Source organism: Ruegeria sp. BG5, assembly GCF_056538425.1.
In genome coordinates this window covers 207,852-219,723 of the sequence record NZ_JBQFTC010000001.1, presented here as the reverse complement: position 1 = coordinate 219,723, position 11,872 = coordinate 207,852, and the positions used below count along the sequence as shown (strand labels likewise).

Annotated in this window: 14 protein-coding genes; 6 read left to right on the top strand and 8 right to left on the bottom strand. The window is 59.3% G+C overall.

Features of this window, described 5'->3' with window-relative positions; genetic code table 11:
- On the bottom strand, positions 1-1,038 hold the full coding sequence (locus ACR0KX_RS01005; RefSeq protein WP_480707758.1) for an efflux RND transporter periplasmic adaptor subunit: 1,038 nt from the start codon (positions 1,036-1,038) through the stop codon (positions 1-3).
- Positions 1,035-1,502 (bottom strand): MarR family winged helix-turn-helix transcriptional regulator, encoded by a 468-nt coding sequence (locus ACR0KX_RS01000; RefSeq protein WP_480707756.1) that lies wholly within the window; start codon positions 1,500-1,502, stop codon positions 1,035-1,037. The genes ACR0KX_RS01005 and ACR0KX_RS01000 overlap by 4 nt, the downstream gene beginning before the upstream one ends.
- Before the next feature lie 165 nt (positions 1,503-1,667).
- On the opposite strand from ACR0KX_RS01000, the gene ACR0KX_RS00995 reads away from it, so the two are divergent.
- Positions 1,668-2,792 carry a beta-ketoacyl-ACP synthase III gene (locus tag ACR0KX_RS00995; RefSeq protein WP_170452635.1) on the top strand — a complete coding sequence of 375 codons (1,125 nt, stop codon included), beginning with the start codon at positions 1,668-1,670 and terminating at the stop codon, positions 2,790-2,792.
- 141 nt (positions 2,793-2,933) lie between these two features.
- On the opposite strand, the gene ACR0KX_RS00990 is transcribed toward ACR0KX_RS00995, so the two are convergent.
- Positions 2,934-3,395: a hypothetical protein gene (locus tag ACR0KX_RS00990; RefSeq protein WP_170452637.1), complete on the bottom strand. Its 462-nt coding sequence runs from the start codon at positions 3,393-3,395 to the stop codon at positions 2,934-2,936.
- Between the two features lie 359 nt (positions 3,396-3,754).
- Between ACR0KX_RS00990 and ACR0KX_RS00985 the strand changes: the two genes are divergently transcribed.
- Positions 3,755-4,333, top strand: a complete 579-nt coding sequence (locus ACR0KX_RS00985) for a thymidine kinase (RefSeq protein ID WP_170622878.1) — start codon at positions 3,755-3,757, stop codon at positions 4,331-4,333.
- On the opposite strand, the gene ACR0KX_RS00980 is transcribed toward ACR0KX_RS00985, so the two are convergent.
- The 5 genes from ACR0KX_RS00980 to ACR0KX_RS00960 form a co-directional block, all read right to left on the bottom strand.
- The gene (locus ACR0KX_RS00980) at positions 4,330-5,280 is read right to left on the bottom strand and encodes a 2-hydroxyacid dehydrogenase (RefSeq protein ID WP_170622876.1); all 951 of its coding nucleotides are present in this window, start codon (positions 5,278-5,280) and stop codon (positions 4,330-4,332) included. The genes ACR0KX_RS00985 and ACR0KX_RS00980 overlap by 4 nt on opposite strands.
- A complete protein-coding gene (locus ACR0KX_RS00975; RefSeq protein WP_170521714.1) occupies positions 5,280-5,618 on the bottom strand; it encodes a tRNA-binding protein in 339 nt (112 codons plus the stop codon). Before ACR0KX_RS00975 ends, ACR0KX_RS00980 begins: the two co-directional genes overlap by 1 nt.
- Positions 5,611-6,426: a pyrroline-5-carboxylate reductase gene (proC, locus tag ACR0KX_RS00970; RefSeq protein WP_170452645.1), complete on the bottom strand. Its 816-nt coding sequence runs from the start codon at positions 6,424-6,426 to the stop codon at positions 5,611-5,613. The genes ACR0KX_RS00975 and proC overlap by 8 nt, the downstream gene beginning before the upstream one ends.
- A 39-nt stretch (positions 6,427-6,465) precedes the next feature.
- Complete coding sequence (locus tag ACR0KX_RS00965) at positions 6,466-6,966, bottom strand: YbjN domain-containing protein (protein ID WP_170452647.1); 501 nt, start codon at positions 6,964-6,966, stop codon at positions 6,466-6,468.
- 309 nt (positions 6,967-7,275) lie between these two features.
- Positions 7,276-7,524: an accessory factor UbiK family protein gene (locus tag ACR0KX_RS00960; RefSeq protein WP_050604795.1), complete on the bottom strand. Its 249-nt coding sequence runs from the start codon at positions 7,522-7,524 to the stop codon at positions 7,276-7,278.
- 96 nt (positions 7,525-7,620) lie between these two features.
- Between ACR0KX_RS00960 and lgt the strand changes: the two genes are divergently transcribed.
- The 4 genes from lgt (at position 7,621) to ACR0KX_RS00940 (ending at position 11,839) form a co-directional block, all read left to right on the top strand.
- Positions 7,621-8,508 carry a prolipoprotein diacylglyceryl transferase gene (gene lgt, locus ACR0KX_RS00955; RefSeq protein WP_170622874.1) on the top strand — a complete coding sequence of 296 codons (888 nt, stop codon included), beginning with the start codon at positions 7,621-7,623 and terminating at the stop codon, positions 8,506-8,508.
- Positions 8,505-9,572 carry an SAM-dependent methyltransferase gene (locus ACR0KX_RS00950; protein ID WP_170622872.1) on the top strand — a complete coding sequence of 356 codons (1,068 nt, stop codon included), beginning with the start codon at positions 8,505-8,507 and terminating at the stop codon, positions 9,570-9,572. The genes lgt and ACR0KX_RS00950 overlap by 4 nt, the downstream gene beginning before the upstream one ends.
- Positions 9,569-10,327, top strand: a complete 759-nt coding sequence (gene pgeF / locus ACR0KX_RS00945; protein ID WP_170452652.1) for a peptidoglycan editing factor PgeF — start codon at positions 9,569-9,571, stop codon at positions 10,325-10,327. Before ACR0KX_RS00950 ends, pgeF begins: the two co-directional genes overlap by 4 nt.
- Before the next feature lie 729 nt (positions 10,328-11,056).
- Entirely contained in the window at positions 11,057-11,839 is a 783-nt protein-coding gene (locus ACR0KX_RS00940) for a Hint domain-containing protein (protein ID WP_170452653.1), read from the top strand.
- The last annotated feature ends 33 nt before the right edge of the window (positions 11,840-11,872 follow it).

Below are 11,872 nucleotides of genomic sequence, written 5' to 3'. Positions count from 1 at the left end.
TTAGTTCCCAAAGCCGGAAAACCGGCGCACGGTTTGACCATCGGCCAAGGCGGCGCCACCTGCGACAACAATCTCTTCCCCGCCAGACAGGCCAGTCAGCACCCGAACACCACCCAACTGGGTCGGTTCGATGGTCACGGGGACGCGGCGAACGGTGCCCTCCTCTGCGCCAACCGGTGAATAGACCATGACGCCCAACTCTCCGCCCGCGTCTGCGACGATGGCGGTGGTGGGTACGATGATGCCAACGCGCTGGTCCTGAACCTGTACATTCACGGTGACGGATGATCCGGGCAGAATCTGCAGCCCTTCTGGCGGGGTCAGGCCGAACTGGATGCGGAAGGTCTGACCCACGCTGGAGGTTTCAGCATCGAATTCGCGGATTTCAAGCGGAAAGACCTCGTCACTGGCGGGGAACTTGGCGGTGATCGTAATGTCGTCCTGCTGGCCGGTGCGTTGGAACAAAATCTCGGGAACATCCACTTCGATCCGCAATTCGGACATATCGTGGATGCGCACGATTGGTGTGCCCGCAGAGACGGTCGTAAACGCCTCGACCGTACGGCTGGAGACCAGCGCATCGAACGGGGCGGTCATCGTGGCGTGTTCCAGTTCGTATTCCGCATCGCGTACGGCGATTGCGGCCAGTTGCGCCTCGGTCTCGGCGTCATCCACGGCGACCTGGCTTGCCGTGGTGCCCCGCAGGCGCGACAGTCGGGCCTCGGTCCGGTCTGCCTGTTCCTTTTGCAGGCGCGCCCGGTCCAGACGCAGCTGGAACGGCTCGGAATCAAGCTGGGCGATCAGCCCGCCTTTGGGGATCACAAAGCCTTCGGTGACAGGCATTTCGATAATCTGGCCTGACACCTGAAACGCCAGATCAACCGTCTGCCGCGCTGCTACTCGGCCAAAGAACTGGCGCGAAAACCCCGGCGTGGTTTCCTGCACAAGCATCAGTTTGACCGGTTTTGCAACCTCTTGCGCGGCCATCGGCGATGCCAGAACAGCCAAAGCAAGGCCCAGAGAAGTCAGCAGTTTCATTTCTTCAATCCCTCGGGAATTCCCGTTTTCAGAATGGTGTCACGTATCTTACACGCCAGATGCGCGAATTGAGCGGTTTCTTCTTCGTTCAGGCCAGACGCGCGATGAAACAGCGCCCCCGCTTCGGCCACAAGCATATTGCGGGCATCTTCGCCCTGTTGGGTCAGCACCAGCAACCAGGCCCGCCGATCCTGCGGGTCACGTTCGCGTGTCAGATACCCCGCCTTTTCCAGACCGTCCGCCGTCGCCGTAATGGTCGAGGGAACGGTCAGCATGTCCGTGGCCAGCACCCCCATGCGCTTGGGCCGATCCAGTTTGATCAGCATATGGCATTCCGGATGGCTCAGATCGGTCTCCATCGAATCGAAGACTTCTTCGAGTTTCCAGTACAGCGCATAGACGCCCATGATCGCCTGTATCTCGGGGCTAAGGCGGCCCAACCTTGTGCTAATGTCGTCCTGCACGGTGCGTCTCCTGCGTGATTGCTGGCCATATACTTCAAAATTTGAACTATTCAAGATATGAAGTTGAAATCGACCCCTCAGAGTGTATTCCCTTAGGTTAACAACTCTTGATCAAATGCCGCTGTGACTGCATTTTAGGCGGATTCGAAACCTTCAGGACCCGTCATGTATACGCCCGCCATCACCGGTACCGGTGTTTTCACGCCAGAAAACGTCATCACAAACGCTGAGCTTGTGGAAGCATTCAACGCCTATGCCGATAAGCAGAATGCCGAAAATGCCGAGGCCATCGCCGCCGGTCAGATGGAACCGATGCAGCATTCCTCGGAAGAGTTCATCGTCAAGGCCTCGGGCATTCAAAACCGCTATGTGATGGACAAGACCGGCGTTCTGGATCCGGACATGATGTTCCCTGCCCTGCGTCAGCGCAGCGATGACGAGCCGGGGATCATGACCGAGATGGCAGTGGACGCCTGCAACAAGGCGCTGGCGCAGGCCGGTCGTACGGCCGCGGATGTGGATCTGGTCATCTGTGCCGCGTCGAACCACGAACGCGCCTATCCGGCGATTGCGATCGAGATTCAGCAGGCCCTGGGCATTGACGGGTTCGGGTTTGACATGAATGTGGCCTGTTCCTCGGCCACTTTCGGCATTCAGGCGGCGGCGGACATGGTGCGGTCCGGCTCGGTCCGGGCGGCGCTGGTGGTCAACCCCGAGATCTGCTCGGGCCATTTGGAATGGCGCGACCGCGATTGCCACTTTATCTTCGGCGACGTTGCCACCGCCACGCTGATCGAACGGATCGAAGACGCCCAAGGCCCGCATTTCGAGGTCCTGTCGACCCGTTGCGCCACCGCCTTCTCGAACAATATCCGCAACAATAACGGCTTCCTGCGCCGGTCGCGCCCGGCAGGCATGGTGGACCGTCGCGATATGCAGTTCATGCAGAACGGTCGGAAAGTGTTCAAAGAAGTGCTGCCGATGGTCAGCAAGCATATCGGCGACCACATGGACGCCGAGGGCGTCAGCAGCGATGACCTGAAACGCCTTTGGCTGCATCAGGCCAACAAGACGATGAATGATTTCATTGGCAAGAAAGTGCTGGGCCGCGAGCCGGAAGCCGGTGAGCAGCCGAACATCCTGCAGGACTATGCCAACACCTCATCCGCCGGATCGATCATCGCGTTCTCCAAGTATTCGGATGACTTGCAGGACGGAGACGTCGGGCTGATCTGTTCCTTCGGGGCTGGCTATTCGGTCGGATCGGTGATCGTGAAGCGGCACGTTTGATTGGCCTGACAGCGCGCCGTGTGCCCTTTGCACTCCGGGATGATGCGCTGACGCCAAAGGATCGCTGCGCATCCTCAGGTCAACTTGGCCAACGGCAAGCGCGCGAGACAAGGCGCAGATGAACGCCCGATTGGTTGAGCCTTAGCTGACGCTTTCTTCCTCGAGATGCAGTTTCATCTCGATCAGAACCTGTTGCAGCAGGCTGGTCTCTTTCAGCAAACGCTTGGCTTCGTTCACCGTGATGATGCCGTCTTCAATCGCGGCCTGATATTCTGTCATCAGCATCGCAAAGCGCTGGCTCAGGGCAATGACATCCGAATTCACGCCGCCGGTTCGTGGCTTGTCTGTGTTGCGCCCGTCATAGGACAGGGTGATGTTCTTGAGATCGGCCAAAGCCGAGGTCACATGCGGATAGGCCGCCGCATTCTCTAGCCGGGCCACGGCGTCAACTGGCATGAACCTGTCGGCATGTTCCGCATTGTCAGAATAATACCGGCCCAGAGTCGCCTTTGATTTACCCGTAATCTCGCACGCCGCTTCGATCCCGACGTCTTTGACAAGCGCCTCGGTGTGTTTCTTCAGATAAGCCCCGATCTCTGCCATTGTTTTACCTTTGTTACCTGCACGCGCTGTTCCACCCCTGTTGTTGGGGGAAAGCCTCGGGAAATTTCCCATAACAGAGTCATAATTGAAATGTCATACATTGGCTATCCCTCAGATATGCGAGGGATTTTGTGAGTGAGTGGCGGCAGTTCCTGCCGGTAATGAGTGATCGTGGGGCAGGATTGTTTAGCCTCACACCGTTAAGGCCGCATGTTGGCCGACGGCGTCGCTGTTGTGAGAGTGGTGGTTCCATCCCCAAAGAGCATGTGCTCGGCCTTCGCAACTGCAATGGCGACGTCGATTCTTTTCAGGCATTTTGAACCCTTGTCCGTTTGGCGGATGCGTTTTAGACCCGGCGCATGGCAAAGCTGTATTTCAACTACTCTACTATGAACGCGGGCAAATCGACCGTGTTGCTGCAGGCCTCGCACAATTATCGCGAGCGCGGCATGGACACCTACCTGATGACTGCCGCTGTTGACGGGCGCGCGGGAACAGGTCGCATCGCGTCACGTATCGGCATTTCCGAACAGGCCGACACGTTCCGGCCTGATACAGATGTGTTTTCCATGATCGATACGCGGCTGAAACAAGGCTCTGTCGCCTGCGTTTTTGTCGATGAGGCGCAGTTTCTGTCGGACGATCAGGTCTGGCAATTGGCGCGCGCCGTTGACGACCTGCGCGTCCCGGTTCTGGCCTACGGGCTTCGGGTGGATTTTCAGGGCAAACTGTTCCCCGGATCCGCCGCTTTGCTGGCGCTGGCCGATGAGATGCGCGAAGTCCGCACCATCTGCAAATGCGGGCGCAAAGCCACGATGGTGATTCGTCAGGATGAGAACGGCAGGGCCATCACCGAAGGCGCACAAGTTCAGATCGGCGGGAACGAGACCTATGTTTCACTCTGCCGCAAACACTGGCGCGAAGCCGTCGGCGACTAGACGCGATTGGGCAGGTCCCGGCCCGCAACAAACGCCGCCACGTTATCCAGCGCCATGTGCCCCATGTTGGTCCGAACCTCTTCGGTCGCAGTGCCCAGATGGGGCAACAGGGTGACGTTCTCCATATCGCGCAAGGCCTGAGGGACCGCAGGTTCGAATTCGTAGACGTCCAGCCCCGCCCCGGCGATCTGACCCGCCTGAAGGGCAGCGATCAGGGCGGCTTCGTCCACCACCTCTCCGCGCGCGATGTTCACCAGAATGGCTGCCGGGTTCATGGTCTCGAGCACCGTCGCGTTGATCAGATGGCGGGTTTCGGCCCCACCTGGCACGGCCAGAACCAGAAAATCGACCGACGCGGCCAGCGCAGGCAAATCCGCAAAGTATTCTGCATCGAACTCCAACTGCTTGGCGCTGCGGGACTGGTAGGCAATCTGCATCGCGAACCCGAAATGACACCGTCGGGCAATGGCCTGACCGATGCGCCCCATACCCACGATACCGACGCGCTTGCCGGTGACGTGATGCCCCAGCATCTGAGTGGGATGCCAGCCCTGCCACGCGTCGGACCGGACCAGACGTTCCCCTTCACCCGCGCGGCGTGCGGTGGACAGCAGCAGAGTCATCGCGATGTCTGCGGTGGCATCGGTGACGGCGCCCGGCGTGTTCGTGACCGTGACCCCCGCCGCGTTCGCCGCTTCGACGTCGATATGGTTGTAGCCCACACCGAAATTGGCCAGTAGCTTGCAGCGAAGCGCAGGCACATCCGCAAACACGGCGGCAGAGAATTGGTCGCCCAAAGTTGGCACGACCACGTCGTACTGCTCTAGCGCTCGCCTCATCTCATCCTGTGACAGTGGCGAGGTGGAACTGCGGATGTCGACCTCAAACTCAGCTTTTGCCCGCGCTTCGACCGCTGGCGTCATGGGGCGGGTGATCCACAGTTTCATCAGTGCATCCGCCCGCCCAGCGGAACCTTTCCGTCTGGCCCGATCAACACGATCTCGCCGTTTTCGTCGGGCAGGCCCAAGACCAGCACCTCGGACATGAACTTGCCAATCTGGCGCGGAGGGAAGTTGACCACAGCCATGACCTGCTTGCCGACCAGAGTTGCCGGATCGTAATGCGCAGTGATCTGGGCCGAGGTCTTACGCTCGCCAATCTCATCGCCGAAATCGATCCACATCTTGATCGCGGGCTTGCGGGCTTCGGGGTAGGGCTCGGCCCGGATGACCTCGCCAACGCGGATATCGACCTTCATGAAGTCGTCGAAGGAAATCTCACTCACCGGACAGTTCCTTGGATCGGTCGGTCGCGGCTTTGACCGCGCGTTGCAGCAGATCGGGGAACCCTTCCTTCTCGTGCATCAGAACCTCAAGCGCGGCCTGCGTGGTGCCGTTGGGCGATGTCACATTGACCCTCAGTTGCGAGGGGTCCTCTTCCGCCGCCATCGCCAAGGCCCCTGCCCCGGCCACGGTGGATTTGGCCAGTTTCATTGCCAGATCATGCGGCAGGCCCTGCGCCTGACCCGCGGCGGCCAGCGTTTCGATCAGGTGGAAGACATAAGCCGGGCCCGAGCCGCTGACGCCGGTCACCGCATCAATCTGCGCTTCGGCCGACAGGCGCACAGTCTCACCGATGGCCGAGAGCAGGTTTTCTGCCAGCGCCAGATCATCTTCGGATGCATGGGTGTTACCGATCATCGCCGTAATACCCTGACGGATCGCGGCAGGCGTGTTTGGCATCGCCCGCACAATCGGGGTGCCTGCACCCAGCACATCCTCGAACGTGGCAATCGATGTACCTGCCGCGACAGACACGAACAGGCTGCCGCCCCCGCCCAGCGCCTGTATGGCTGGCAGCGCGTCGCCCATCATCTGCGGCTTGACGGCCACCAGAACCACGGCGGGTGCTTCCGGCAATGTGGTATTGATATGGACGCCCTGCGCCTTCAGCCATTCTGACGGGTACGGATCGATCACCCAAACGGATGAGGCGGGCAGGCCGTGTTCCAGCCAACCCGCCAACATCGCGGACCCCATCTTTCCGCATCCCAACAGCACCAGGCCGTGTTCGGCCACGCGCGACATGTCCATGATTGCCCCTTCCCTGACGTAACGGTTCGGGGCAAAGCTTTACGCCCGGCCGTAAGCCTCTGCAATGGCAACCTGCATCGCATCTTCCGGGTCGCGATTGCCCCATGTCACCAGCTGGATCGCCGGGTAGTAGCGTTCGGCGCTCATGACGGCGGCGGTGATCATGGTATCGATCTGATCCGGGCTTGCCATCTGGCCACCGGCCAGCACCAATCCGTAGCGATAAACCATCAGCTTCTGGTTCGCCCAATATGTGAACGCCCCCGCCCAGCACTGATCGTTCATCCTGTTCAGCAACTCATAAAGCTCGCTCTCACGCTCGGACGGTGGCTCCATCTCGAACGAGCAGACCATGCGCAGCGTTTCATCATAGTTGGACCACGCCAGAGTAATGGAATACGTCCGCCACTGCCCCTCAACAGCCATGGCGATCTGATCGTCGCCGATGCGGTCAAAATCCCAGTCGTGATGTTCGGCCAGATGTTCAACAATATCGATCGGATGAAGGTCTTCTTCGAGAAACTGCTCAGAAAGGGCCATAATGCCACCTCACTAATCTCTAGCATTTCGGGGCTGGCAGCGCCCCAGCGCTAGTTGCCTGCTCTACAAGCCGGGCTTCCCCCATGGGCCTGTACTAAATATGGTGCGCCGCTGGATGGAATCTGGCAACCCTATTTCTTGGGGATAACAGCAATAAGTTGTGGACAGTCAGCAACGGCGAACAAAATATTGGCACTAGCGCCAGCTTTGTCTTGATTAATTCCTGCAAGACGGCAAGATACACACCACCGCCCAATCCGGACTTGGATTGCGCGGCGTTTGCTTTGTCTGAAAGCTCCGATTTGGACGTTACTTGTCCAGTTTCGCCTCAAGCGCGGCGATGCGCGCCTCAAGTGCTGCGTTCTCTTCCCGGGCTTTCTGGGCCATGGCGCGCACGGCATCAAATTCTTCACGGGTAACAAAGTCGCGGTCGGCCAGCCAGCGGTCGATCATGGACTTCATCGCATTCTCGGCCTCTTCGCGCGCGCCCTGCGCCACACCCATGGCGTTGGTCATCAGCTGGGATACATCGTCGAGGATCTTGTTGCGGGTCTGCATGGTTATTCTCCGATTGCGGGCTTTTCCCTATATGGGGAATGATTGGCGCAGGCTCAAGGTTGACTTGCCCCGTAAACCCCGGGCAATGAGACGCACATGCAGGCTGTTCTCAATTTCCCCGATCTGTCACCCGAATTGTTCTCGATCTCACTCTTCGGGATAGAGTTCGCCTTAAGATGGTACGCGCTGGCCTATATCGCGGGTATTCTGATTGCCTGGCGGCTGGCCATTGTCGCGCTGCGCCGCCCTGCGCTGTGGCCCAATGACACGCCGCCGATGAAGCCCGAACAGCTGGACGACCTGCTGACATGGATCATTGTCGGTGTCATCCTTGGCGGTCGGCTTGGGTTTGTGCTGTTTTATCAACCGGCTTACTACCTGTCGCACCCGACCGAGATTCTGAAGGTCTGGCAAGGCGGAATGGCCTTCCATGGCGGTTTGCTGGGCGTCATCCTTGCGTCTTATCTATACGGTCGGCGTCACAAAATCCCGATCCTGTCGCTGGGCGATCTGGTCGCCTACACGGTTCCGCCCGGCCTGCTGCTGGGGCGGCTGGCCAATTTCGTCAATGCCGAGCTTTGGGGCCGACCCAGTGAGCTGCCATGGGCCGTGATCTTCCCCGGCATGGCCGCGCAGGATTGCCCAGGCGTTGCCGCGGGAATGTGCGCCCGCCACCCCTCGCAGCTTTATGAGGCCGCGCTTGAGGGCGTTTTGCTGGGCGCGGTCTTGCTGTGGCTGGTCTACCGTAGCGGGGCCTTTCACGCACCGGGCCGGATCATGGGGGTGTTTCTGGCCGGGTACGGCGCCTCTCGCTTTATCGTTGAGTTCTTTCGGCAACCGGATGCACAGTTCGTCTCGCCCGGCAATCCGCTGGGGCTGGCCTGGCATGTCGGCGGCTATGGCCTGACTATGGGGCAGTTGCTGTGCCTGCCCATGATCGCGCTGGGCCTTTGGTTCATCCTGCGCGCCCGGCGCGCGGCATGAACTTGTCGGACCACCTGATCGCGCGCATCCGTCAGGATGGCCCGATCAGTACGGCTGAATATATGACCGACTGCCTGTTGCATCCCAAGCTGGGCTATTACAGCACCCGCGACCCGCTTGGGGCGCAAGGGGATTTCATCACCGCCCCCGAGATCAGCCAGATGTTTGGCGAACTGATCGGGTTGTCGCTGGCCCAATGCTGGATCGATCAGGGACGCCCCGTGCCTTTTACCCTTGCCGAACTTGGCCCCGGACGCGGCACGCTGATGGCCGATGCGCTGCGCGCCACGCGGCAAGTCCCCGGATTCCATGCAGCGGCTAAGATATGTCTGCTAGAGGCATCGCCTGCATTGCGGCAGGTTCAGGCCGAAATGCTGAACCAGTACACGCCCGAATGGATTGAAAACACCGCCGACCTGCCTGAACAGCCCTTATTCCTGATCGCCAACGAGTTTTTCGACGCCCTTCCCGTTCGTCAGTTCATCCGTGACGGCGACGGCTGGCGCGAACGGCTGATCGGAGAGGCGGACGGCGCGCTTGCCTTTGGTCTGGGCCCGAATGCGCCTCAGGTCGCGTTAAAGGACAGGCTGGCAGACACCGAAGACGGCGATCTTGTCGAACTCTGCGCTGCTGCAATCCCGATCATGACAGTCCTCGCCAGTCGTATTGCAACCCATGGCGGGGCTGCGCTGATCATTGATTATGGCGACTGGCATTCACTGGGCGACACGTTGCAAGCGTTGAAAGCGCATGAACGGTCGGACCCGCTGGCCGATCCGGGGCAGTGCGATCTGACGACGCATGTCGATTTTGAGCCTCTGGCCATTGCGACCCGCGCGGCGGGTTGTGCGCACACGCGGCTGACGTCTCAGGGGGTCTTCCTCGAACGTTTGGGAATCACGGCCCGGGCGCAGGCCCTGACGAAAGCCGTGGACGGTTCAACGCAAGAACAGGTGATTGCTGCACATCGCCGGTTGACGCATCCCGATGAAATGGGAAACCTGTTCAAAGTACTGGGCCTGTATCCATCACATTCAGCGCCACCGCCGGGACTGGAGCCATGACACTGGAAATTCTGACCTCTGAAATGCTCGCCCCCGTGCGCCACGGCTTCTTTACCCGCCGGGGCGGCGCCTCATCCGGGATATTTTCGGGGTTGAATTGCGGCCATGGATCGTCGGACCAGACCGAAGTGGTCGCACTGAATCGCAGACGTGTGGCCGAAGCCATGGAGGTGACGCCCGACGAACTGGTCGGCGTTCATCAGGTGCATTCCCCAACCGTTTTGACCATCGATGCCCCGATAAAAGGCGAGAAGCCCAAGGCCGATGCGGTCGTCACAGCAACGCCAAACCTTGCCCTGACGATTCTGACCGCAGATTGCCAACCGGTGCTGTTTGCCGATCCTGACGCCAATGTGATCGGGGCCGCCCATGCCGGGTGGCGCGGCGCGCTGGATGGTGTGCTCGAAGCCACTCTGGAAGCCATGGAATCACTCGGCGCGACACGCGAAAACACCCGTGCTGTCATCGGGCCGTCAATCTCGCAGCGCGCCTATGAAGTCGGGCCCGAGTTTCTGGACGACTTTCTGGCCGATTCCCCCGAAAACAGCCGGTTTTTCGCCAATGGTCACGAAGACAGGCTGCAGTTCGACCTGCCCGCGTTCGGCCTGCACCGGCTGCGACAGGCCGGTGTCGGGCACGCCGAATGGACCCGTCACTGCACCTATTCCGACCCGGATCGCTTTTATTCCTACCGCCGTGCGACGCATGCAAAAGAAGCCGATTACGGACGTCTGATTTCTGCGATCAGATTGTAGAATTAGCCTCGATTAAGGCAATCCCGCCACCTTTCCGCCACATTCATTGTGTTTACCTGAAGGCAGAATCGTAGCGTAATTTTTTGCCAGTACTCAGATGGTTATCTGACTTTCAGACATGTGAATTCTGGCACCTCAACACGGAGGATCTGTCAAACTTCACCTTCTGTCCTGATATTTTCCCGGATACGTCACATCACTGCCGCAAATTTGCGTCACATAAGGGTTACAAAAGGAAAAAGGGGCGTCAGACCCCGCATCAGAGCAGGATCAGAAATGAAATCGAAGTCTCGTTTTCTCAGCGCGGTTGTTGCGGCCGCGCAGGACCAGAAACTGGAAATGCCGTGGAAACGAGTTTCTAGCAATTCTGTCAGGGTCGCCCGCCGGTTGGCAGCGCGTCGCTGAAAAAGAAGCCCTCGGGACCAAGCTGCCGGTCCTTTTGGGAAACGCGTGTCAGGGATGCTCCGACCTGATGTGTGTTTGGTCGCATAACGCTATGCGGCCTTTGGTTCAGGGGTGTGTGTGCGGGCAATTTCAGCCTGCAAAGTACGAGTTTGTCTGGGGGGTCAATGTGTTGACCAATGGAATGCGACGTTTTTCTCGCTGTGCACTGCGATTTCGGGTGCCCAAAGGTCTCTCATTCATTTCAAGGCAAAGAACTGTTCCGTCAGGCGGGCCTGCACGGGGGTACGCCCCGTCTGTTCGGAGATTAGAGGGGAAGGAATATTAATGACTATTCCTAATTCACTGGCCCGCGCAGCCAGAAACGCCGTCGAAACGTCGGCTTTATTGCGCGAGGCTCCAAGACCAACCGCCAAACCCAAGGCGCAACTGCGCCGATACGAGGTTTGCACGCTGCTCGATAACGGGGATATCGCGCAGACACGCCACATCGCACCAGCTCTGCCCATGTTCGAAGACGCGTTTTGCGCCTTTTCGCGCGGCTCGCTGGTCGAGACAGAACAAGGACCGATGGCAATCGAAGATCTGTTGCCGGGGGATACGGTCCTGACGCAGGATGGCACATCGGAAACCATCGTTTGGAAAGGGTCTGTCACCCTGATCCCCGGACGCGAGGATTCGCGGGGGCGCACACGACCTCTGACGCGAATCATGGCCGACACGTTTGGAATGCAAAAGCCGATGTCAGGCGTTATCGCAGGCCCGGCGGCGCGTTTGCTGGGGACACCTGCGCATTTGCGACACCTGCATGGCGACGCGCCGGTTTTGACGCCAATTGCGGAATTTCAGGATGGGATGAGCGTGATTGAAACAATGCCGCCGACTCCGGTGGAACTGTTTCACATTTGCCTCAGAAAACATTCGGTCATTCGGGTTGATGGTTTACAGTTCGAAACCTATCACCCAGGAGTAAACGCGGTTCGGATGATCAGCCATTCCTTGCGGTCGATTTACCTGAACCTGTTCGCGCATATCGAATCGCTGAGCGATTTTGGCCCGTTGCTGATGCCGCGCGCCGGAGACGGAGAGGTGGACGCGATCACTGCGTAAACGTTAACGATTACTGCATCCTGGGGGCATTAT

Bases quoted from the DNA above. Each gene is read 5' to 3' on its own strand.
- ACR0KX_RS01005 (WP_480707758.1), bottom strand. From the start codon at position 1,038: ATGAAACTGCTGACTTCTCTGGGCCTTGCTTTGGCTGTTCTGGCATCG.
- ACR0KX_RS00985 (WP_170622878.1), top strand. From the start codon at position 3,755: ATGGCAAAGCTGTATTTCAACTACTCTACTATGAACGCGGGCAAATCG.
- proC (WP_170452645.1), bottom strand. From the start codon at position 6,426: ATGGACATGTCGCGCGTGGCCGAACACGGCCTGGTGCTGTTGGGATGC.
- pgeF (WP_170452652.1), top strand. From the start codon at position 9,569: ATGACACTGGAAATTCTGACCTCTGAAATGCTCGCCCCCGTGCGCCAC.
- ACR0KX_RS00960 (WP_050604795.1), bottom strand. From the start codon at position 7,524: ATGCAGACCCGCAACAAGATCCTCGACGATGTATCCCAGCTGATGACC.
- ACR0KX_RS00965 (WP_170452647.1), bottom strand. From the start codon at position 6,966: ATGGCCCTTTCTGAGCAGTTTCTCGAAGAAGACCTTCATCCGATCGAT.
- ACR0KX_RS00950 (WP_170622872.1), top strand. From the start codon at position 8,505: ATGAACTTGTCGGACCACCTGATCGCGCGCATCCGTCAGGATGGCCCG.
- ACR0KX_RS00990 (WP_170452637.1), bottom strand. From the start codon at position 3,395: ATGGCAGAGATCGGGGCTTATCTGAAGAAACACACCGAGGCGCTTGTC.
- lgt (WP_170622874.1), top strand. From the start codon at position 7,621: ATGCAGGCTGTTCTCAATTTCCCCGATCTGTCACCCGAATTGTTCTCG.
- ACR0KX_RS00995 (WP_170452635.1), top strand. From the start codon at position 1,668: ATGTATACGCCCGCCATCACCGGTACCGGTGTTTTCACGCCAGAAAAC.
- ACR0KX_RS00980 (WP_170622876.1), bottom strand. From the start codon at position 5,280: ATGAAACTGTGGATCACCCGCCCCATGACGCCAGCGGTCGAAGCGCGG.
- ACR0KX_RS00940 (WP_170452653.1), top strand. From the start codon at position 11,057: ATGACTATTCCTAATTCACTGGCCCGCGCAGCCAGAAACGCCGTCGAA.